Origin of the sequence: Colwellia maritima (genome assembly GCF_022669015.1) — a bacterium.
Taxonomy (GTDB): Bacteria; Pseudomonadota; Gammaproteobacteria; order Enterobacterales; family Alteromonadaceae; genus Colwellia; species Colwellia maritima.
This window is the reverse complement of record NZ_JAKKSL010000004.1, coordinates 66,364-88,277: the sequence shown is the minus strand read 5'-3', so window position 1 is coordinate 88,277 and position 21,914 is coordinate 66,364. Positions and strand designations below refer to the sequence as shown.

Below are 21,914 nucleotides of genomic sequence, written 5' to 3'. Positions count from 1 at the left end.
CTGTGTAACTCTGTTAAAGTAATTAAAATCAAAATAATAAAGCAAAGTAAATTATGCAACAACATGACTGTTCACCGTTAAACGATTACATTGAATACTCAGAATCCGAAATGCTAGCGCGTTCAGAAAAATTCTATCAAGATATTAAACGTCGTCACTCCATTCGCAGTTTTAGCAATAGAACGGTTGATAAAACCATTATTGAAAACTGTTTGAAAGCAGCAGGAACAGCGCCAAGTGGAGCAAACCATCAACCTTGGCACTTTGTCGCAGTAAGTTCACCTGAAATCAAGAAGCAAATTAGAGAACAAGCAGAGCACCACGAGCGTGGCTTTTATGATGGTAGAGCAGGAGAAGAATGGTTGGAAGCATTAAAAGAACTCGGCACCGATGCTAATAAACCCTACCTTGAACATGCGCCATGGTTGATTGCTATTTTTAGTCAGAAAAAGGGCGGTATCAATGAAGCCGATAAAAACACCAACTACTACGTACATGAGTCTGTTGGTATCGCTACCGGCTTTTTAATTAATGCCTTGCACAATGCCGGGTCAAGGTTACCTTAACTCATACCCCAAAACCCATGTCGTTCTTAAATAAAGTGTGCAACCGAGGCGAAAATGAGCGTGCTTATATGCTATTGATTGCGGGTTACCCTGCCGATAATGCTACAATTCCAACCCATGCTCAAACGAAAAAATCATTAGCTGACATAGCAACATTTTTATAGCCATAGGATGACAGCCTTTGGCGAACCAATTCGCGTTGGTTACATTGGTGAACAAAGTTCAACAATAACACCGTCAGCGTCCCGTACATAGGCAACTGTTTGACCCCAAGGTTTTATAATAGGCTCTGAAATTGAAGTTGCACCAAGAGATATAGCCTTTGAATAAGCCTCAAATACTTCTTCGGTCACGAATGCCAATTCAATACCCAAGGGTGAAGCACTGCTATCTGTTTTTTGATACCCGTTAACAAAATTCATTTCACCCATGGTATGAGAAGCAAAGGCTAAAACTGTTTCGCCTGTGTTTAACTCACCATATTGTTCTGATTCATGGAGAAAACGAGTTTCAAAGCCAAAAGCTTTTTTGTAAAATTGGAGTGTGTTTGTAACTGACGAGACATAAACAATTGTATAGCCAAATTTCATGTTATTTTCCTTCGCTTAGAAAATTTTTACGTTCTTGTGTGTATTCCCACCAAGGTAATGGCTCTTCACCGTTCATAAAACGTGTAATTGAAATAAAGACATCAATAACACAGGGATCGTGACTTTCGCCTGTTGCGAAACAAAGTGAATAGTACATTTCATAAGGGCATTTACCAACTAATTGCTCCGATTGATGTATACCAAGTAAATTTAAATCCTTTGCGCCGGCTTTACCGATATTCGGTAAGTCGGTTAATTTGCTTAAATTATCACGTTTAACTTTGGTTGGGTTCATAGGAGAAAACAGATTTTTCAAAGGAATAGATTCTGATTTAACATGGGAATTATTCCTTAGCTTTTTTAGTTGTCGCCGAAATTAACTGAAATTAACGTAGTTATCAATTGTTAAATCCTAGCGATATATCACACGAAATCTAGCTGAATATCAGTACAGCCTTTTTTACAACGAATGCCTGAATTTTCATTACTTGTAATAGCGCCTTGCTTAGGCGTTAATAAATACAATGGTTCTTTGGCAAGTTGTGCAAAGTACTTCTTGCCCTGCCATTACTTTTTCAGCAACTGCTTTTGCTCCGCAAAAGAACGCTTACTTGTTTTTTGTAGTGTCGCAAACTGTTTAATATCAATCATTTTCCCAATGCCTTTTTTACGTTTGCAGTGATAAACAGTAAAAGCCGTCAAATTTCCCTTTTAAAGGTTCACTACTCGTTTCTAATAGCTCCTGATAAGCACTAATATTTTCATAGTTCAAAGGCATTTCTGGGTAAGCTGTGATTTCCCACGGATACGCTTCATCGCCATCAAAAGGGGTAAATGAAAGCTTTTGATTATTTTCTAGCAGTAGCTGACCAAATTGCAGTGCTAATGCTTGTGTAGGAAACAAAACTGAAAACTCTACTTCCTTTGGTTCATCTAATTCCTTACCCGTTTGATGTATTTGCCACAAAAAATCACCAATAGGATCGTTTGGGTAAAGCGTTAAATCTCGACTCATAGCGCACTCAGTAAACATTTATCATTAAAGTTATATATTACCTGATAACACCCGTTGCGTAAAAGTGTTAAACTTGACGCTGTTTTTTTACTCTACATTTATACCACTATGACCGCTATTTTTGAACATCATGTAAAATTTGACCAGACAAGCAATGATGATACTAATACGGTATTTGCTTTTTTAAGCAAGAGCTTAGCAGGTACAGCCTCTAACCTGAATAATGCTCAGCTGAAACAAGCTATCAATAAAGGCGCATTATGGCTAACAAGAGGTAAAAGCACACAGCGGTTAAGGCGTGTAAAAAAAAGATTACAACCTAATGATGAATTACACTTTTACTATAATGAAAGCGTACTTTCAAACAATGTATTAGAGGCCACGTTAATCAGCGATGAAACTGAGTATAGTGTTTGGTACAAACCTTATGGCATGCTTTCTCAAGGCTCAAAATGGAGCGACCATTGCACTATCGCTCGTTTTGCTCAGCAGAATTTAACGCCTGAACGGCCTGTATTTATTGTACACCGATTAGACCGAGCCGCCACAGGCTTGATCCTCATAGCGCACAGTAAGAGAGCAGCTAGAGCCTTAACGGCAATGTTTGAAAATCGTACCCTACACAACAATACACTTAAAAAGCATTACCAGATTATTGTGCATGGAGATCATAGTAAAAATGACCAACCACAAGTGATCACGACTGACATAGACGGTAAAAAAGCGCACAGCACTTTTACTTGTTTAGCCTATAACCAAGAAAAAAATCAATCGCTTATCGATGTTAAAATTGATAGCGGTAGAAAGCATCAAATACGCATTCACGCCGCAAGTATTGGCTTGCCTGTTGTGGGTGATAGGCTGCATGGTATTGCTGATGAAACTGAAACAAAAGACCTACAGTTATGTGCAGTAAGCTTAAGCTTTACTTGCCCATTATCTGTGAATAAAGGTAATGCAATAAAGAAACAATTTGAACTCGATAACCCTCTTAAACCACAATTATTTAGCTAAAGTCCGCTTAGATAATGAAAATAACTGCTTATCATGATATTTAGCAAGAAATACAATGGCAAAAATAGCACCGAATAAAGCTAAAGCCATATCGGACTGCGTATCCCAAACATAACCTTGAGTCCCTAAAAAGGCTTCTGCATCTTCTCCCGAAGAAACAGCAACCCACCATTCAATCAGTTCATAAAAAGCACTAAAAGCTAAACAAATAGATACCACAAATACGTTAAGCCAAGCCCTACCATTGACAATATTTTTGCGTATTAATATTTCTCTAGCGATAATAGCAGGTACTAAACCTTGGGCAAAATGCCCTACTTTATCGTAGTTATTTCGCTCAAGATTAAACAGCGTTTTAATGGTGTCAAATAATGGTACTTCAGCGTAGGTATAATGCCCACCAACCATCAGTACAACACAATGAAAAAGAACCAAGGAATAAAGTAAGGGAGTTAATCTAAATGACTGGTAAGTGAAAAATAAAATAACCGCACCAATCATCGGTATTACCTCTAAAAACCACGTAAACGTATCTTTAGGGGCAATACCCGACCATATAAGTACTGCTAAATAAATTGAAACCCATACAAATTTTAAAATAATATCTACCTTAAACCATCATCCAGAGAGTTAAAAACATAGTTACATAAAGTGAATACTAAACTAAAAAGTAAACTAAAGGCTAAATTAAATACAATACTTGAATACTTCATCTTCAAGAACAGATAACGAGTCTCCGACCAAGTCACTAGAATCAAGATCACTCAATAAGTCGAACCCTCGTTGACGCTGCGTTTTTGTTAAAGCTAGATAAGGTAAACGGAAATTAGTAGGCACAGCACCCGTCATCATTAAGGCTGTGTTAATAGCAATAGGGTTAGGCTCACAAAAAAGCCACTGCATTAGCCCTTGCAAACGAGTGTTTAATTCAGTATTTTCATTATCCATTAACTGGCGCATCAGTTGCGGTATAATATTTGACGTAACAGAAATGACACCATGTGAACCATGTTGATGACGTGCATCATGGCATTCATCATCATTACCAGACCAACAAGCAATACCCTGTTTTTCATAATGGGCAATTCGTTCATTACCACCACATTCTTTCACACCAATAAAGTTTTTATGTTTAGCTAATTTTTCAATAATATCAGGTGTAAGATCTTGCCCTGTACGGCTTGCCACATTATAAATAAAGGCAGGTCCAATATCCAAAGTGTGCTTAAAATGTTCAATTACACCGGCAATGGATGTACGACCATAATACGGATTAATTTGTAGCGTGGCATCCATACCTGCGGCGAAACCATGTTGCGTCGCTTTAATTGCTTCACTGGTATTATTACTACCTGTGTTACCAACAATCAGTAATTTATCACCAAACTTGTGTACACTATGTGCAATTAAAATTAAGTGTTCTTCCCAACTTAATAAGTGTCCTTCACCTGTTGTTCCACCAACAATAATACCGTCTACCCCGCCTTCAATTTGTTTTTTTACAAGTATATCGTATGTATTTAAGTCAACTTCACCTTCGGCTGTATAAGGTGTTTTTATCGCGGTAATTAAACTTGCTGCTTTGAACTTATTCATTATTTTCCTAATATTTTTATAGACTTAATGGTTACATGCGTTTTACAAACTAACAATGACCAACATTGTCAGTAACTTTACGCATTATAAAAATTTCATGGGTGGTAATATGTTGATACTCGAAAATATGATGATCTAATTGTAAAACCTTATAAGCATGGTAATTATTACTATTATTAAGATCTGCAGCATATAGCTGCTTACCAACAATTTCATCTTTGGTTATCGTAAAATGAATGTCACCTACTAACCCCCAATCACCTAACTCTGTTACTTGTTCAATAATTTTATCTGCTTCACTCACATCGGTCTGTATCGTTACAAAAGTAAATTCATAACTACCATCGGCACTTAGTAGAGCATACTCAACCACTTTTTTATTGGCGCCAATTTTTTCTTCTCTAAACCATCGCCCAAAGAGTAACTCTCTTTCATATTTCACTTTATTTTACTCATTAAAAAATACACATATAAAAATATAATTAACTAAAAATAACAGACAAAAAATTAGCAACATAACGTGGGTAAACATACTTGGGTTATTTTAATGCTAATCTAGATTAAAGCCAATTCAAATAATGTATATATCCTTCATAAAATTGGTTAATAATGGTAAATATAGTGCCATGATACAACTATTTAATGGTAACACTTCTGAAAAGTAGTTAAATTGCAGCAAATAAAAACTAAACGCCTAAATAAAACACAATGAGATAATCAAAATGAACAAACCCAATGTGCAATTGTTATTAACTGGTAATGAATTAATGACAGGTGATATTGTTGATAGTAATTCAGCGATGATCGCACAACAGTTAAAAGAACTAGGTTTAGAAATATCCCGTAAGATCACGATTCCTGATGAGATAGACCTTTTAGTACAAGAAATAAATGCATTAGCAGCATCCGCTGATATTTTAATTATCAATGGCGGATTAGGACCCACTATTGATGATCTAACAGCTCAAGCTTTGGCTAAAGCGACTAATGTTGAATTAGTTGAACACCCAAAGGCGTTGGAACACTTAGTTGCATGGTGTGAAAAACGAGGAGTTCAATTAAATGGACCTAATTTAAAGCAAGCTATACTCCCCAAAGGTTGTAGCATAGTTGCAAACAATCAAGGAAGTGCTGTTGGTTTTAAAATGAGGCATTTAGAGTGTGATATATTTTGTACTCCTGGCGTACCTAGAGAATTGAAAGTTATGCTATCTGAACAAATAGCGCCCGATATTGCCTCTAGACTTCCTACCGAGCTTATCTCAGATGTCACTCGCTTACAGGTATTTGGCTTAGGCGAATCGACGCTGCAAAAACTTATCGATGAAAAACTGCCTGATTGGCCCGATAACATAGAACTCGGTTTCCGCGCCGGTATGCCTATATTAGAGGTGAAACTAACCACAACGAATCAAGAAGCACACACCCAAAAGCAACTTTGGCAAACCAAACTACTTAATATACTAGGCGATCATGTAATTGCTCAAATAAATAAAGAGCCTTTATCATTAGCGCAGCATGTATTATCAACGCCGGCTAAAGATAAATTAACAATAACTACCGCCGAATCATGTACAGGTGGCTTAATTGCTAGCATGATCACTCAGGTTTCCGGTGCTTCGGAATTTTTTGAAGCCGGTTTTGTCACCTACAGTAACGCAATGAAAACAAAGTTGTTAGGTGTACCAGAACAATTACTCAATGAATTTGGTGCTGTAAGTCAAGAAGTTGCCATTGCCATGGCACAAGGTGCATTAAAACAATCATCGGCTGATATGGCCATTGCAGTAACCGGTATAGCAGGCCCTGATGGTGGTAGCGATGAAAAACCTGTTGGCACCGTATGGCTAGCTTGGGGAAGTAAAGAAAATTTAAAATCAATTTGCTTATTAATGCCATTGCCTCGACTTTATTTCCAAAAATATGTTGCCGGATAGGCTTAGATTTGATCCGAAGAGACTTAATAAATAGCCAAGAAGTTCCTAATTATATTATCGAACGTCAACGAAAGTAGGAATCAATAGAGTATTTGTTAACAACGCATTGCTAAGTATAGAAAAAATTTATATATTTAAACAAGTAAACAATTATTTTTAGTGTGCTGAAGCTATAATAGAAAAATACTATACAAAAGCACTACATTTATATCGGAGTCTACTTTGGCTGAAAAAAACTTTATTACCAGTGGCCGTAACACTATTATTCACAAAATAAAAAAGTTTGATTTACTAATTATTAATGGGGAAGATAATCCTGTTGTAATTGTTAGTCACAGAGGTATTGGCATATACAAAGGCGCTATGCCTGAAAAACGTTCTTTAGCAAAAAAAGCTTATCAAGATATTGTGCATATTGAATCAAGTGAAGTGTTTAGCGAAGAAAAAACACTACTTTTTATTCAGTCGCTTGATGGTAGGGAATATAAGATTGATTACAGTAAAGTCGATACTAAAAGTTTTATTAAAATACACCAAGATAATTATATTTAATTCAACAAATAACCATTTGAAAACAAGCACAGTTCTTAGGGCCGTCAATGTAGTTCAAAAAATATAACAATAATGATGTCGGAGTAAACTTTCATGACTCAGCTCAATTTAATTGCTAATGCAAAAAATAATATTGATTTGCATTTAACACCAATAAAAAATGGCAATGAGGTTACCGAAGCAACTATTATTGAATTAATAGAAAAATCAGAATACTCCAAATTACGCTGTATCTCTGTCAATGTTAAAAATGCGGTTGCTGAATTAAATGATGTGCTAAAACCGCTACAAGACAATCAAACTGGCCGAGAAATAACTTACCAAGTGTTGGAACGTATTGATGCGACTATTTCAATATCAATTGATGATGATGAAATGGGAGCAACAGCTGAAATAACAGCAGCGCAAGGTGGAAAACATTTAACAGCAAAAGCTATCCTAGAAGCAGCTCAAACCGCAGGCGTAAAAAAGGGTTTTAGCAAAGAAGAGCTAGTCAAACTTGCTCAACTAGCAGCTAGAGGTGAACCAAGAAGTCAAATTACATTACAAATCGCAACCGGCAAGTTACCTATAAATGGAAAAGATGCCACCATTGAACCGCTTGTTGAGAGTGCCCAATCTCGTATTTTGCGTCCCAAAAAAGGGGAAGATGGTAGTGTAGATATGCGTGATTTAGGTGACATTATCTGTGTCAGGGTTGGCGAAGCAATAGCAAAAAAAGTGCCACCGACTGCCGGCAAACAAGGTTATACAGTTACGGCTAACCCTTTATTACCAGAGCCAGGTATTGATGTATCCTTAGTCTCAGGTGATGGTACAGCTATCAGCCCTAAAAATAATAATGTTTTAATCTCTCAAAAAGTTGGTTTGCCTAAGGTTATTCCTAATGGTATGGAAGTTGACGAAGTTTACAAGATCAAAGATGTGAGCATCGCTTCTGGCAACATTAACTTTACCGGTAGTGTTATTATTGATGGTGATGTGAATGAGGGCATGAAAGTCATTGCCGGCGGTGATATTACGATAGGAGGCTTTGTCGAATCAGCCATGATTGAGGCCGGAGGGGATATCACTATCTCTGGCGGTATTATAGGCAGAAAGCATGATATTGAAAAGACTAAAATTACGGATGTAAATATGAGCGTTAGTGTCAATGCTAAAGGTAATTTATACGCCAAGTATTGTCAATATGCTCAAATCAGTTGCGGTAAGGATATGCGTATTGAAAATCAATTACTTCATAGTCAAATTAACGTTAATGGTAGTCTGAAAGTTGGGACAGAAGAAAAATCAAATGGCACACTTATTGGTGGTTATATTAAGGTCGGAAAATTTGTGACAGCAGGTATGGTTGGTGCTACTGCAGGTAGTAATACCATCATCAATTTTGATCATGAGTTGATGAAACTGAAAGAGGAATTGCAAGATATTGAAGCACGTCTAAAAATTGACAATGACAAAACTACCGAATTAAAAACTGCCAGTAATAAATTAAAGAAACTCCCAAAAACCAAACAAACTTCGGACATGTTAACAAAAGTGATTTCAACCTATCAATTTCATGCAAATCGTATGGGTGAAATATTACTTGAGAAGGAAAAGAATGAAATCACTACTCAAGAATATATGGAAAGTGTTTACGTAGAAGCAACAGAAAAATTATATCATGGTGTTCAAATGATCGTTGGTGAATATAATGACAGATCTAGACGAGAATATGGTCCAAGTAAATTGATCTACAAAGAACGAAAGATTCATATAGAACCCCTTGTTAACACTTAACTTCTATGACTAAACTACTCCTACAACTATTGGTATTTTACCTGCCTAGCTTTTATATTTTAGCTGAACCTTGCTCTGTAAATTTCAATTATGGTGTCATTATCGACCCTCAACATATCCGCATGACCGACCACGGTAAAACAGTTGTGCAAATTAATAACGAAATACAATTGTTTGTAGAAGGTAGAGAAATTGAATTAACCCATGAGCAACAACAACTCATTAAACAATTCTCTCTTGGCATACGAGCGCAATTACCTGAGATAGTCTCTATTGCCATTGAAGGCGTCGATATTGGCTTAAAAGCCGTCAATAAAGCCATAGGGGGTTTAACAGGCGAAAATAGTGCTTCTCAACAAAAAATTCAAGCAAGTTTTGATGAACTAAAATGGCGAATTCGAACCCGGTTTAACCAAAGTGCAAACAATTACTATATTGCTCCGCAAGATTTTGCAGATTTTGATGATATTTTTACAGGTGAATTTGAACAAGAAATTGAAGAAATAATATCTGAGTCTATCGGCACGATATTATTAGCCGTTGGTGAGGCCATAATAAGTAACAACTCTGAAAGTAATAGCACAGAACAACGTCTTTCAACTTTTGACGATCGTATGGAAATTATTGGAAAAGATTTAGAACTAGAAATTAGCGCAAGTGCAAACGCCTTAGAAGGTAAAGCAGAAAAGTTTTGCCTAACATTAGCCGCATTAGATGAAATTGAAAATAAAATTCATCGTACTATCAAGCCCCTTAAACAATTCAATTTAATAGAAACTAATTAACGTTAAGTTACCGATAATACGAGTGAATCGCTATATTCATTATTTAATACAAGGCAATTAGTCACGAACATCATCCTACTTTTAATTCGCAACTCAAAGCCAAAACGTCAAAGACGACTACCTACATGTTAGGGTAATTAGGACCACCGGTTCCTTCTGGTGTGACCCAAGTAATGTTCTGGCTTGGATCTTTAATATCACACGTTTTACAATGAATACAGTTTTGGGCATTAATCACAAACTTATCGCCCTCCTCCGTTTTCTCCACTTCATAAACACCTGCCGGACAATAACGCTGAGCGGGTTCATTGTATTTAACTAAATTCACACTAATTGGAATACTGCTATCCCCTAATTTCAAATGACAAGGCTGCTCTTCTTCATGATTCGTATTAGATAAAAAGACTGAAGAAAGTTTATCAAAACTAAGTTTATTGTCTGGTTTAGGATACTTAATCACAGCAACTTCAGAAGCGAGTTTAAGTTGGTCGTAATCTAACGTGTCATCTTTAAAATTAAAAGGTAATTTACCGCCAAAGAAGTTTTGGTCAATCATATTATAAGCCCCACCTAACATGGTGCCAAATTTATGCATCGCGGGACCAAAATTACGTGTGCTATATAATTCGTCGTATAACCAAGAGTTTTTATATTTATCGGTATACAAGGTTAAATCTTGTTTCCCTTCGTCACTAACTCCGTCAGCGGTGATTAAGGTTTCTATAATAGATTCGGCTGCCAACATACCTGATTTCATCGCTGTATGATTACCTTTGATTTTTGCAAAGTTAATCGTTCCTGCATCGCAACCAATTAACAAAGCACCAGGCATAGTCATTTTAGGTAACGAATTAAAGCCACCTTTGGCCATAGCTCTTGCACCATAAGAAACACGTTTGCCACCCTCAAGGTACTGGCTTATTTTAGGATGATGTTTATAACGCCGAACTCATCAAATGGACTCAAGTGTGGATTACTGTAATTTAAATCTACAATTAAACCGACAAACACTTGATTATTTTCAGCATGATATAAATAACCACCACCCGTTGTATCCTTGTCTAACGGCCAACCTGCAGTATGCACTACCAAACCTTCTTGATGTTTAGCCGGGTCAATATCCCAAATTTCTTTAAAGCCCAAACCATAGTGTTGAGGAGAGGCATCTGCATCTAAAGCATATTTTGAAATGAGTTCTTTACCTAAATGGCCACGACACCCTTCAGCAAAAACCGTATATTTGGCGCGAAGTTCCATACCCGGCATAAAAGAATCTTTTTCATTACCTTCTGCATCTAACCCCATATCACCAGTAATAATACCACCAACGCTACCGTCATCATTGTAGATAACACTTTGTGCGGGGAAACCTGGAAATATCTCGACACCTAGTTGTTCTGCTTGTTCCGCAAGCCAACGACAAACATTACCCATACTAACAATGTAGTTACCATCATTATGCATCGTCTTAGGAACTGAAAATCCTGGTAGTTTTATACCGTTACTTTCACTATTCAATAAATAAATATCGTCGCCAGTCACTTGCGTTTGAAGCGGCGCACCTTTTTCTTTCCAATCGGGAAATAACTCGTTTAACGCTCTTGGTTCAAACACAGCACCAGACAAGATATGTGCACCAACTTCAGAGCCTTTTTCAACTACACACACCATTAGCTCTTGTTGTTTTTCTTGCGCTAACTGCATTAAACGACATGCTGTTGATAAACCAAAGCAGGGCCTGCGCCAACAATTACTACGTCAAATTCCATCGATTCACGTTCCATGGTATCTCCCAATATTATTTATTTATAGATATTTATTATAAAAATTCAAACAGGTGTTTGATATTCAAACAGGTGTTTGATAGTATCTCATTAGTGGTTACCAAGCAAGATGATATTTCCAGTATAGAATCTATTAAATATCACCTTAGCGTAGTTAAAATAACAATTTATACTATGCTTTATTGGTTACCTGTTTAAAACAAAACCGTAATTACTTATGAAAGTACAGATATTGTATCTTACTTTGAAAGTTTTCACCAAGATTACATTGACGTTTACGTAAAGCAATAGTAATCTTTTGCGTAATAATTAATTTTGATATAGCTTAGTTTTATACTAAATGAGTTTTTTACTAAATAAACAACCCCAGAGGCAACGATGAAAGTATTAGTTCCTATAAAACGTGTTATTGACTATAACGTCAAAGTTCGCGTAAAACCCGATAATTCAAATGTAGATCTTGCTAACGTAAAAATGGCAATCAACCCTTTTTGTGAAATTGCTGTAGAAGAAGCTGTTCGTCTTAAAGAAGCAGGTATTGCAACAGAAGTTATCGCAGTATCTATTGGTGATAAATCTTGTCAAGAACAGCTACGCACTGCACTCGCTTTAGGAGCTGATCGTGCTATTCAAATTGAAACAAGCGAAACGTTAGACTCATTAAATATTGCTAAACTTTTACAAAAAATTGTTGAAGAAGAGCAACCGCAATTAGTTATTTTAGGCAAACAAGCTATTGATAGTGACAACAATCAAACAGGTCAGATGCTAGGCGCACTTACCGGAATGCCACAAGGCACTTTTGCTTCTGAAGTTAAAATTGAAGGCGATAAAGTCAATGTTACGCGTGAAGTAGACGGTGGCTTACAAACACTAGCACTAAACATGCCTGCTATAGTAACAACTGATTTGCGCTTAAATGAACCTCGCTATGCATCTTTACCTAATATAATGAAAGCAAAACGTAAGCCGTTAGATGTTAAAAACGCCGCTGATTTTGGCATTGATTTATCGCCACGTACCAAGTTACTAAAAGTAACACCTCCGGCAGAGCGTCAAGCAGGTATTGTTGTTGAAACAATTGATGAATTAGTAGAAAAATTAAAAAATGAAGCCAAGGTGATCTCATGAGTATTTTAGTATTTGCAGAACACGATAACAGCACATTAAAGGCTGAAACACTTAAAACAGTTGCCGCAGCTCAAGCTATTGGCCAAGATATTACCATATTAGTTGCCGGCTATAATTGCCAAAGCGTTGTTGATGCTGCAGCTAAGGTAAATGGTGTAAGTAAAGTTTTAGCTGCTGACAATGCCGCTTATGAGCACCAGTTAGCAGAAAATATCAGTTTACTAGTTGTTGAACTTGCTGCTGATTATGAGCATATTATCGCGACAGCACTAACAACAGGCAAAAACTTTATGCCACGTGTAGCAGCACTTCTGGACGTAACTCAAATTTCAGATATCATTGGCGTAGAAAGTAGTGATACTTTTATTCGTCCAATTTATGCCGGTAACGCTATTGCAACGGTTCAAAGTTTAGATAGTAAAAAAGTAATTACAGTACGTTCAACAGGTTTTGATGCTGTCGCAACCGATGGTAATGCCGAAGTAGTCGTATTAAATATTGTCACTGACGCCGGAAATTCTAGCCACGTAAGTGATGAATTAACTAAATCTGAACGACCTGATCTAGGTGCTGCTAGTGTTATTATCTCTGGTGGTCGTGGAATGCAAAATGGCGATAACTTCAAATTACTTGATGGTATTGCAGACAAGTTAGGCGCTGCTATTGGCGCTTCTCGTGCTGCAGTAGATGCAGGCTTTGTACCTAACGATATGCAAGTAGGGCAAACAGGTAAAATTGTTGCTCCTGACCTATATATTGCTGTTGGTATTAGTGGGGCAATTCAACATTTAGTCGGTATGAAAGATTCAAAGATCATCGTAGCGATCAACAAAGATCCTGAAGCGCCTATTTTCCAAGTTGCTGATTACGGTATTGTTGCTGATTTATTCGATGCACTACCAGAGCTTGAAGCTAAATTATAGATTTAGAAACGGGTTGTATCCACACTTTAAGGTAATGGTAAAACTGTTATAATAAAGCCACTCTTGTAGTGGCTTTTTTCTTGATCAATATCCCAAAAGCATCACTGCACATATGTATTAACTAGGTAAAAATTTTATGAGTGATAAATTAACTAGCCTTGCCGATCTCGCAGCCGCCTTTGGTAAAGAGCCACTAAAAAAAGAGAATAGCGCTGATGATACGGATCAATCATTAGTTTATTCTACAAACACAGGCCGTATCAAACCTAAACAACAAACTCAGCCATTTTCGTCAAGTGATGGCTTTGCTCACGTGCGCAGAGAAACAAAAGGTCGTAAGGGCAAAGGCGTAGTCACAATAAGTGGATTAGGGCTTGATACAAAAGCATTAAAAGAGTTAGCTAAAAAACTAAAAAAAATCTGTGGTACCGGAGGCACAGTAGTTAATGAAGTAATCGAAATTCAAGGTGATAAACGAGAAGTCATTAAAGGTGTTCTTGAAAAGGATGGATTCAAAGTTAAGTTTATTGGTGGTTAATCGTAAAATCTTAACTATTTACATTGTTTAAAGCCATTGTAACTTAATCACTAGATGATATAACACTAAGTAAATTTCTTGCTCAAAATAGCATTACAGCGGCGATCATATCTTTGATAATATGAACATCAAAATTGGATCTTACCTAGTTAAACAATTTTTTTAACCGTATATTAAAACACGAACAATTATTCGATATCTCTATATTTATTGAAAATGGAAAGGAAAATACATGTCTTATATTCATGGAACCATTGCTGATTTAAAAAACACTAGCCCACTCAGTGTGAATTCTACCAAGCTGTTGAAGAAGTGCTTGAATCCTTAGCGCCTATATTAGAAAGCAATAAAACATATCAAAAACAAGCAATTATTGAACGACTTGTAGAGCCAGAAAGACAATTAATGTTTCGTGTTCCCTGGATAGATGATGAAGGTAAAATCAGAGTCAATAAAGGCTATCGTATTGAATTTAATTCAGCATTAGGTCCTTATAAAGGAGGGTTAAGATTTCACCCTAGTGTTAATGCAAGTATTATAAAGTTTTTAGGTTTTGAGCAGATTTTCAAAAACGCATTAACAGGACTACCTATTGGTGGTGGTAAAGGGGGATCTAATTTTGATCCAAAAGGTAAATCTGATGGCGAAATTATGCGCTTTTGCCAATCCTTCATGACTGAATTATACCGCCATATAGGACCAACCACAGATGTTCCTGCTTGGTGATATTGGCGTAGGAGCAAGAGAAATAGGTTACTTATTTGGTCAATATAAAAGATTAACAGGTCGTTATGAAGGCGTGTTAACTGGGAAAAGTTTATTATGGGGCGGTTCATTAGTTCGTAAAGAAGCAACTGGTTACGGGGTAGTTTACTTTGCTCAGAATATGCTTTCAGTTAAACAAGATACGCTAAAAGATAAAAGCTGCTTAATTTCAGGATCAGGTAATGTGGCAATTTACGCAATGGAAAAACTTTATCAACTTGGTGCGAAACCGATAACATGCAGTGATTCTACTGGTTGTATTTATCATGAAACAGGTATTGATTTAACATTAGTCAAGGAATTGAAAGAAAAATCACGAACAAGTCTTAAAGCCTATGTAAAAACACATAAAGACGCCCAGTTTATACCAACATCAGAATACCCAAGTGGTGGTCACTCTGTATGGCATTTTGTGGCTGACGCTGCTTTTCCATGTGCTACTCAAAATGAATTGACGTTAACTGATGCTCAAGCATTAATTTCAAACGGCTGCAAACTAGTCAGTGAAGGTGCAAATATGCCTTCAACACAAGAAGCAGTAAACACCTTTATTGACGCTAAGATCTGTTATGGTCCAGGTAAAGCAGCTAATGCAGGTGGTGTAGCTACAAGCCAATTAGAAATGGCACAAAACTCAAGTATGCAAACCTGGTCATTCGAAGAGGTAGATCAAAAACTGCAAGTGATTATGAATAATATATTTAAAGCGGCACATCAAGCGTCAATAGAATTTGGCCAACCAGGTAACCTAGTGCTAGGCGCTAATATAGCAGGATTTAAACGTGTTGCTGATGCCATGTTAGAACAAGGTGTGGTTTAACAACTCTTCTCTTAGTTAGAATAATAAATTTTAAAGCCCGACTTTTTCGAATCGGGCTTCTCATGAGCTTTCATTCGAATAGAAGTTTAGCGATGTCCTAATCTCACCTAAAGAGAAGAACACCCACACGCTTTGCACCATCCGGCGCTACTGCGTTTCACTTCTGGGCGCCGCGGCAGTATATGCGAATGGAGTCAGGTGGTGCCACTGCGCTATTATTGCTGCTGTGCAATTGTCGTTAATTTTATTTTAAATTCCCACACAGCAAAAAGCCCGACTCTTTCGAATCGGGCTTCTCTTAATAGAAGTTTAGCAATGTCCTACTCTCACATGGGAACTCCCACACTACCATCGGCGCTACTGCGTTTCACTTCTGAGTTCGGAATGGAGTCAGGTGGTACCACAGCGCTATTGTCGCTAAACAAAAACTTTTTAATCACTCAACTTACGTTGGTAATTAGCAATCTTGGAAAGCACTTAAGCAAGAATATTTCTCACCTACGATATAAATACATTTATTCATTCAAGTCTCACGTGCGTGATATTGCTATTCTCATAGCCTTTATTTGTCAGTCTTCACACAAAACCACTTGGGTGTTGTATGGTTAAGCCTCACGGGTAATTAGTATCAGTTAGCTCAAGGCCTTACAACCCTTACACACCTGACCTATCAACGTTGTAGTCTCCAACGACCCTTTAGGGAGCTTAAAGCTCCAGTGAGAACTCATCTCAAAGCCTGCTTCCCGCTTAGATGCTTTCAGCGGTTATCAGTTCCGAACGTAGCTACCGGGCAATGCCATTGGCATGACAACCCGAACACCAGTGGTTCGTCCACTCCGGTCCTCTCGTACTAGGAGCAGCCCTCTTCAATTCTCAAACGCCCACGGCAGATAGGGACCGAACTGTCTCACGACGTTCTAAACCCGCTCGCGTACCACTTTAAATGGCGAACAGCCATACCCTTGGGACCGACTTCAGCCCCAGGATGTGATGAGCCGACATCGAGGTGCCAAACACCGCCGTCGATATGAACTCTTGGGCGGTATCAGCCTGTTATCCCCGGAGTACCTTTTATCCGTTGAGCGATGGCCCTTCCATACAGAACCACCGGATCACTATGACCTACTTTCGTACCTGCTCGACGTGTCTGTCTCGCAGTTAAGCGGCTTATGCCATTGCACTAACCGTATGATGTCCGACCATACTTAGCCAACCTTCGTGCTCCTCCGTTACTCTTTGGGAGGAGACCGCCCCAGTCAAACTACCCACCAGACAGTGTCCCCAAGCCCGATCAGGGCCCTAGGTTAGAACATCACGCATACAAGGGTGGTATTTCAAGGTTGACTCCACTCCATCTGGCGACGAAGTTTCAAAGTCTCCCACCTATCCTACACATGTAGGAGCAATGTTCACTGTCAAGCTATAGTAAAGGTTCACGGGGTCTTTCCGTCTAGCCGCGGGTATACGGCATCTTAACCGCAAATTCAATTTCACTGAGTCTCGGGTGGAGACAGTGTGGCCATGATTACGCCATTCGTGCAGGTCGGAACTTACCCGACAAGGAATTTCGCTACCTTAGGACCGTTATAGTTACGGCCGCCGTTTACCGGGGCTTCGATCATGAGCTTCGTCCGAAAACTAACCCAATCAATTAACCTTCCGGCACCGGGCAGGCGTCACACCGTATACGTCATCTTTCGATTTTGCACAGTGCTGTGTTTTTAATAAACAGTTCCGCCCACCTGGTTACTTCGACCCTCCATCGCTTAGGAAGTAAATTCCATCACCATTGAGGGCGTACCTTCTCCCGAAGTTACGGTACTATTTTGCCTAGTTCCTTCACCCGAGTTCTCTCAAGCGCCTTAGTATTCTCTACCTAACCACCTGTGTCGGTTTGGGGTACGGTTCCTATATATCTGAAGCTTAGAAGCTTTTCCTGGAAGTATGGCATCAATGACTTCAACTCCTTGGAGTCTCGTCTCGTGTCTCAGCCTTAAGGGAGTCCGGATTTACCTAAACTCCCGACTACGCACTTTCACACAGATTACCAACACTGTGCTCACCTAGCCTGCTCCGTCCCTCCTTCGCAATATATAGAAGTACAGAAATATTAATCTGTTTCCCATCGACTACGCGTTTCCGCCTCGCCTTAGGGGCCGACTTACCCTGCCCTGATTAACATGGGACAGGAAACCTTGGTCTTTCGGCGGGGGAGTTTTCACTCCCCTTATCGTTACTCATGTCAGCATTCGCACTTGTGATACCTCCAAAGAAACTTCTCAATTCACCTTCAACGGCTTACACAACGCTCCCCTACCACTCATAATAAATTATGAATCCGCAGCTTCGGTGACTAGTTTAGCCCCGTTACATCTTCCGCGCAGACCGACTCGACTAGTGAGCTATTACGCTTTCTTTAAAGGATGGCTGCTTCTAAGCCAACCTCCTAGCTGTCTATGCCTTTCCACATCGTTTCCCACTTAACTAGTACTTTGGGACCTTAGCCGGCGGTCTGGGTTGTTTCCCTCTTCACAACGGACGTTAGCACCCGCAGTGTGTCTCCCGGATATCACTCACTGGTATTCGGAGTTTGCAAAGGGTTGGTAAGTCGGGATGACCCCCTAGCCTTAACAGTGCTCTACCCCCAGTGGTGTCCATCCGAGGCTCTACCTAAATAGATTTCGGGGAGAACCAACTATCTCCCGGCTTGATTAGCCTTTCACTCCGACCCACAAGTCATCACCGCATTTTTCAACATACGTGTGTTCGGTCCTCCAGTTGATGTTACTCAACCTTCAACCTGCCCATGGGTAGATCGCCGGGTTTCGGGTCTATACCCTGCAACTAAACGCGCAGTTAACACTCGCTTTCGCTACGGCTCCCCTAATCGGTTAACCTTGCTACAGAATATAAGTCGCTGACCCATTATACAAAAGGTACGCAGTCACCAAACTAAATTTGGCTCCCACTGCTTGTACGTATGCGGTTTCAGGTTCTATTTCACTCCCCTCACAGGGGTTCTTTTCGCCTTTCCCTCACGGTACTGGTTCACTATCGGTCAGTTAGTAGTATTTAGCCTTGGAGGATGGTCCCCCCATATTCAGACAAAGTTTCACGTGCTCCGTCCTACTCGATTTCACTTAAAGGTTGCTTTAGTGTACGGGACTATCACCCTGTATCGTGGTCCTTTCCAGAACCTTCCACTAGCGCCCAATAAGCTTAAGGGCTGATTCGCGTTCGCTCGCCGCTACTAACGAAATCTCGGTTGATTTCTTTTCCTCGGGGTACTTAGATGTTTCAGTTCTCCCGGTTCGCCTCATTAAGCTATGTATTCACTTAATGATACCTGCCTTATGACAGGTGGGTTTCCCCATTCGGAAATCGTTGGCTATAATGGTTTTTATCACCTTACCAACGCTTATCGCAGATTAACACGTCCTTCATCGCCTCTAACTGCCAAGGCATCCACCACATACGCTTAGTCACTTAACCATACAACCCCAAATTGTTTCATTGTCTTTTGATTGTTATACTGTGTTGCTTACGTGTTTGTGTAGAAGAAACTACACGTCACAAATAAGCGCCTTGTCTAACAAGCCAAAATCCTGCGAAAAATCATTTTTCTTATAATAAGAGAAAAGACATTTCAAACATTTTAGACTACTCGGTGACTAAACCGAGTTAATTGTAAAGTCTGACATTTTCACGCACTTCACTTCATTTATTGCTAAATAAAAGTGATGAGTTACTTGAATAAGAGCTCATAACATTTGTTTAAAAACAAACGTTAAAAACAATTTGATAAGACATTCGAGGAGAACGCCTTATCACCATTATTTACCCACGATATTGGATAAATAACAGCTTGATATTTATAGTTATGCGAGCAACAGCGCGACACCGTGCTTGCCCTATAAATATCGGTATTTATATCAGCTTTCCAGATTGTTAAAGAACTCATCTCTTAGTCGCATTCGCTAAGAAATTTGGTTTAAAAAACCAAATTTAATTTATCAAAAAGATAATTTAAATTTGGCTTCTTTGTTCAATTAAAGAAGATCAGATGGTGATTTTGTTTTTTACAAGGCTTTTGGATACGACGCATAGTGTCTCTTATGCGAGTATTCAAGTAACGCCGTAAAAATCAAAATGGTGGAGCTAAGCAGGATCGAACTGCTGACCTCCTGCGTGCAAGGCAGGCGCTCTCCCGCCTGAGCTATAGCCCCATCAGGGTTTCTTCTAATTTGTTATCATGTAATTTGTGTGAATACTCGTAAAGCCGAGGCTTTCATTAATCGTTTTTACTTCAAGATAAGGAGGTGATCCAACCCCAGGTTCCCCTAGGGTTACCTTGTTACGACTTCACCCCAGTCATGAAACACAAAGTGGTGACCGTCCTCCCGAAGGTTAAACTAGCCACTTCTTTTGCATCCCACTCCCATGGTGTGACGGGCGGTGTGTACAAGGCCCGGGAACGTATTCACCGTAGCATTCTGATCTACGATTACTAGCGATTCCGACTTCATGGAGTCGAGTTGCAGACTCCAATCCGGACTACGACAAGCTTTGTGGGATTCGCTCCACCTCGCGGTATTGCTGCCCTCTGTACCTGCCATTGTAGCACGTGTGTAGCCCATCCCGTAAGGGCCATGATGACTTGACGTCGTCCCCACCTTCCTCCGGTTTATCACCGGCAGTCTCCTTAGAGTTCCCGACATAACTCGGCCGGCAAATAAGGATAGGGGTTGCGCTCGTTGCGGGACTTAACCCAACATTTCACAACACGAGCTGACGACAGCCATGCAGCACCTGTCACAGAGTTCCCGAAGGCACAAGTCTATCTCTAGTCTCTTCTCTGGATGTCAAGGGATGGTAAGGTTCTTCGCGTTGCATCGAATTAAACCACATGCTCCACCGCTTGTGCGGGCCCCCGTCAATTCATTTGAGTTTTAACCTTGCGGCCGTACTCCCCAGGCGGTCAACTTAGTGCGTTAGCTGCGCCACTCACGGTTCAAGACCACAAACGGCTAGTTGACATCGTTTACGGCGTGGACTACCAGGGTATCTAATCCTGTTCGCTCCCCACGCTTTCGTTCCTCAGCGTCAGTATCTGTCCAGGTGGCCGCCTTCGCCACTGATGTTCCTTCCAATCTCTACGCATTTCACCGCTACACTGGAAATTCCACCACCCTCTACAGTACTCTAGTTGACCAGTTCAAAATGCAGTTCCAAGGTTGAGCCCTGGGCTTTCACATCTTGCTTAATCAACCGCCTACGAACGCTTTACGCCCAGTAATTCCGATTAACGCTTGCACCCCTCGTATTACCGCGGCTGCCGGCACGAAGTTAGCCGGTGCTTCTTCTGTAAGTAACGTCACAGAATGCAGTTATTAACTACATCCCTTTCCTCCTTACTGAAAGTGCTTTACAACCCGAAGGCCTTCTTCACACACGCGGCATGGCTGCATCAGGCTTTCGCCCATTGTGCAATATTCCCCACTGCTGCCTCCCGTAGGAGTCTGGGCCGTGTCTCAGTCCCAGTGTGGCTGATCATCCTCTCAAACCGGCTAGAGATCGTCGCCTTGGTGAGCCATTACCTCACCAACTAGCTAATCTCACTTGGGCTAATCAAATGGCGAGAGGTCCGAAGATCCCCCCTTTGGTCCGTAGACGTTATGCGGTATTAGCAGTCGTTTCCAACTGTTGTCCCCCACCATAAGGCATATTCCCAAGCATTACTCACCCGTCCGCCGCTCGTCATCTTCTAGCAAGCTAGAAATGTTACCGCTCGACTTGCATGTGTTAAGCCTGCCGCCGGCGTTCAATCTGAGCCATGATCAAACTCTTCAATTAAAAATCGTTTGTGTAACCTCACCCTTTTTACCGAAGTAATAATGATGTGTTACTGCTCAATGAATTCTGTCGTGTATCAAAAAATTTGATACACATTACATATATAAGTATTACCTTTCCGAAGAAAAGTATTCATTTATGTGAACATCATTCATTAAAGCGTTTTTTTGTTCTCGCTAATAAAAGCTAAAGAACTATGTAAAAACAAGTTAATGTGAGTATCCACACAAATTGCATGATAACTAATTGTTAAAGAACATCTT

General features: G+C 39.6%; 14 protein-coding genes, 1 tRNA gene, 3 rRNA genes and 3 pseudogenes. 10 read left to right on the top strand and 11 right to left on the bottom strand.

Translation table 11 applies throughout. The features are described from left to right. Window positions 1–53 precede the first annotated feature (53 nt). Window positions 54–730, top strand: a pseudogene (locus L3081_RS18975) (nitroreductase family protein). Window positions 731–769: 39 nt separating this feature from the next. On the opposite strand, the gene L3081_RS18970 reads toward L3081_RS18975, so the two are convergent. The 3 genes from L3081_RS18970 to L3081_RS18960 form a co-directional block, all read right to left on the bottom strand. Next, window positions 770–1,156, bottom strand: a complete 387-nt coding sequence (locus tag L3081_RS18970) for a VOC family protein (RefSeq protein ID WP_242287769.1) — start codon at window positions 1,154–1,156, stop codon at window positions 770–772. Between the two features lies 1 nt (window position 1,157). Then, window positions 1,158–1,451 carry a helix-hairpin-helix domain-containing protein gene (locus L3081_RS18965; protein WP_242288214.1) on the bottom strand — a complete coding sequence of 98 codons (294 nt, stop codon included), beginning with the start codon at window positions 1,449–1,451 and terminating at the stop codon, window positions 1,158–1,160. A 372-nt stretch (window positions 1,452–1,823) separates the two neighbouring features. After that, a complete protein-coding gene (locus L3081_RS18960) occupies window positions 1,824–2,171 on the bottom strand; it encodes a ribonuclease E inhibitor RraB (RefSeq protein WP_242287768.1) in 348 nt (115 codons plus the stop codon). A 54-nt stretch (window positions 2,172–2,225) separates the two neighbouring features. Here L3081_RS18960 and L3081_RS18955 point away from each other — a divergent pair, with 54 nt between their 5' ends. Next, window positions 2,226–3,185, top strand: a complete 960-nt coding sequence (locus L3081_RS18955) for a pseudouridine synthase family protein (RefSeq protein WP_242287765.1) — start codon at window positions 2,226–2,228, stop codon at window positions 3,183–3,185. Here the strand turns inward: L3081_RS18955 and L3081_RS18950 are convergent. From L3081_RS18950 to L3081_RS18940, 3 genes are all read right to left on the bottom strand, one after another. Then, the gene (locus tag L3081_RS18950; protein ID WP_476728558.1) at window positions 3,174–3,788 is read right to left on the bottom strand and encodes a DUF2238 domain-containing protein; all 615 of its coding nucleotides are present in this window, start codon (window positions 3,786–3,788) and stop codon (window positions 3,174–3,176) included. The two genes, L3081_RS18955 and L3081_RS18950, sit on opposite strands and share 12 nt — an antisense overlap. An 84-nt stretch (window positions 3,789–3,872) precedes the next feature. Beyond that, entirely contained in the window at window positions 3,873–4,781 is a 909-nt protein-coding gene (gene dapA / locus L3081_RS18945) for a 4-hydroxy-tetrahydrodipicolinate synthase (RefSeq protein ID WP_242287761.1), read from the bottom strand. Between the two features lie 49 nt (window positions 4,782–4,830). After that, on the bottom strand, window positions 4,831–5,223 hold the full coding sequence (locus L3081_RS18940; RefSeq protein WP_242287759.1) for a hypothetical protein: 393 nt from the start codon (window positions 5,221–5,223) through the stop codon (window positions 4,831–4,833). 280 nt (window positions 5,224–5,503) lie between these two features. On the opposite strand from L3081_RS18940, the gene L3081_RS18935 reads away from it, so the two are divergent. The 4 genes from L3081_RS18935 to L3081_RS18920 all read left to right on the top strand — a co-directional run bounded on the left by L3081_RS18935 (window position 5,504) and on the right by L3081_RS18920 (window position 9,837). Next, the gene (locus L3081_RS18935) at window positions 5,504–6,718 is read left to right on the top strand and encodes a CinA family nicotinamide mononucleotide deamidase-related protein (protein WP_242287757.1); all 1,215 of its coding nucleotides are present in this window, start codon (window positions 5,504–5,506) and stop codon (window positions 6,716–6,718) included. A gap of 222 nt (window positions 6,719–6,940) precedes the next feature. After that, window positions 6,941–7,270: a hypothetical protein gene (locus L3081_RS18930; RefSeq protein WP_242287756.1), complete on the top strand. Its 330-nt coding sequence runs from the start codon at window positions 6,941–6,943 to the stop codon at window positions 7,268–7,270. A gap of 93 nt (window positions 7,271–7,363) precedes the next feature. Continuing rightward, window positions 7,364–9,052: a DUF342 domain-containing protein gene (locus L3081_RS18925; RefSeq protein WP_242287755.1), complete on the top strand. Its 1,689-nt coding sequence runs from the start codon at window positions 7,364–7,366 to the stop codon at window positions 9,050–9,052. 5 nt (window positions 9,053–9,057) lie between these two features. Then, a complete protein-coding gene (locus L3081_RS18920; protein WP_242287753.1) occupies window positions 9,058–9,837 on the top strand; it encodes a DUF2884 family protein in 780 nt (259 codons plus the stop codon). A 121-nt stretch (window positions 9,838–9,958) separates the two neighbouring features. On the opposite strand, the pseudogene L3081_RS18915 reads toward L3081_RS18920, so the two are convergent. Then, a pseudogene (locus L3081_RS18915) lies at window positions 9,959–11,621 on the bottom strand (electron transfer flavoprotein-ubiquinone oxidoreductase). 378 nt (window positions 11,622–11,999) lie between these two features. Between L3081_RS18915 and L3081_RS18910 the strand changes: the two are divergent. The 4 genes and pseudogenes from L3081_RS18910 (at window position 12,000) to gdhA (ending at window position 15,798) form a co-directional block, all read left to right on the top strand. After that, a complete protein-coding gene (locus tag L3081_RS18910) occupies window positions 12,000–12,752 on the top strand; it encodes an electron transfer flavoprotein subunit beta/FixA family protein (protein ID WP_242287752.1) in 753 nt (250 codons plus the stop codon). Then, a complete protein-coding gene (locus L3081_RS18905; RefSeq protein ID WP_242287751.1) occupies window positions 12,749–13,675 on the top strand; it encodes an electron transfer flavoprotein subunit alpha/FixB family protein in 927 nt (308 codons plus the stop codon). The genes L3081_RS18910 and L3081_RS18905 overlap by 4 nt, the downstream gene beginning before the upstream one ends. A 136-nt stretch (window positions 13,676–13,811) precedes the next feature. Next, entirely contained in the window at window positions 13,812–14,213 is a 402-nt protein-coding gene (locus L3081_RS18900) for an SUI1 family translation initiation factor (RefSeq protein WP_274620649.1), read from the top strand. Window positions 14,214–14,445: 232 nt separating this feature from the next. Continuing rightward, window positions 14,446–15,798 (top strand): annotated as a pseudogene (gene gdhA / locus L3081_RS18895) (NADP-specific glutamate dehydrogenase). Between the two features lie 307 nt (window positions 15,799–16,105). Here gdhA and rrf read toward each other — a convergent pair. The 4 genes from rrf to L3081_RS18875 form a co-directional block, all read right to left on the bottom strand. Then, a 5S ribosomal RNA gene (rrf, locus tag L3081_RS18890) occupies window positions 16,106–16,220 on the bottom strand. Window positions 16,221–16,399: 179 nt separating this feature from the next. After that, window positions 16,400–19,290, bottom strand: a 23S ribosomal RNA gene (locus L3081_RS18885). 658 nt (window positions 19,291–19,948) lie between these two features. Then, window positions 19,949–20,024, bottom strand: a tRNA-Ala gene (locus L3081_RS18880). A gap of 86 nt (window positions 20,025–20,110) precedes the next feature. Beyond that, window positions 20,111–21,651 (bottom strand): 16S ribosomal RNA (locus tag L3081_RS18875). Together the 16S, 23S and 5S rRNA genes with 1 tRNA gene alongside form the textbook arrangement of a ribosomal RNA operon. Window positions 21,652–21,914: the final 263 nt, after the last annotated feature.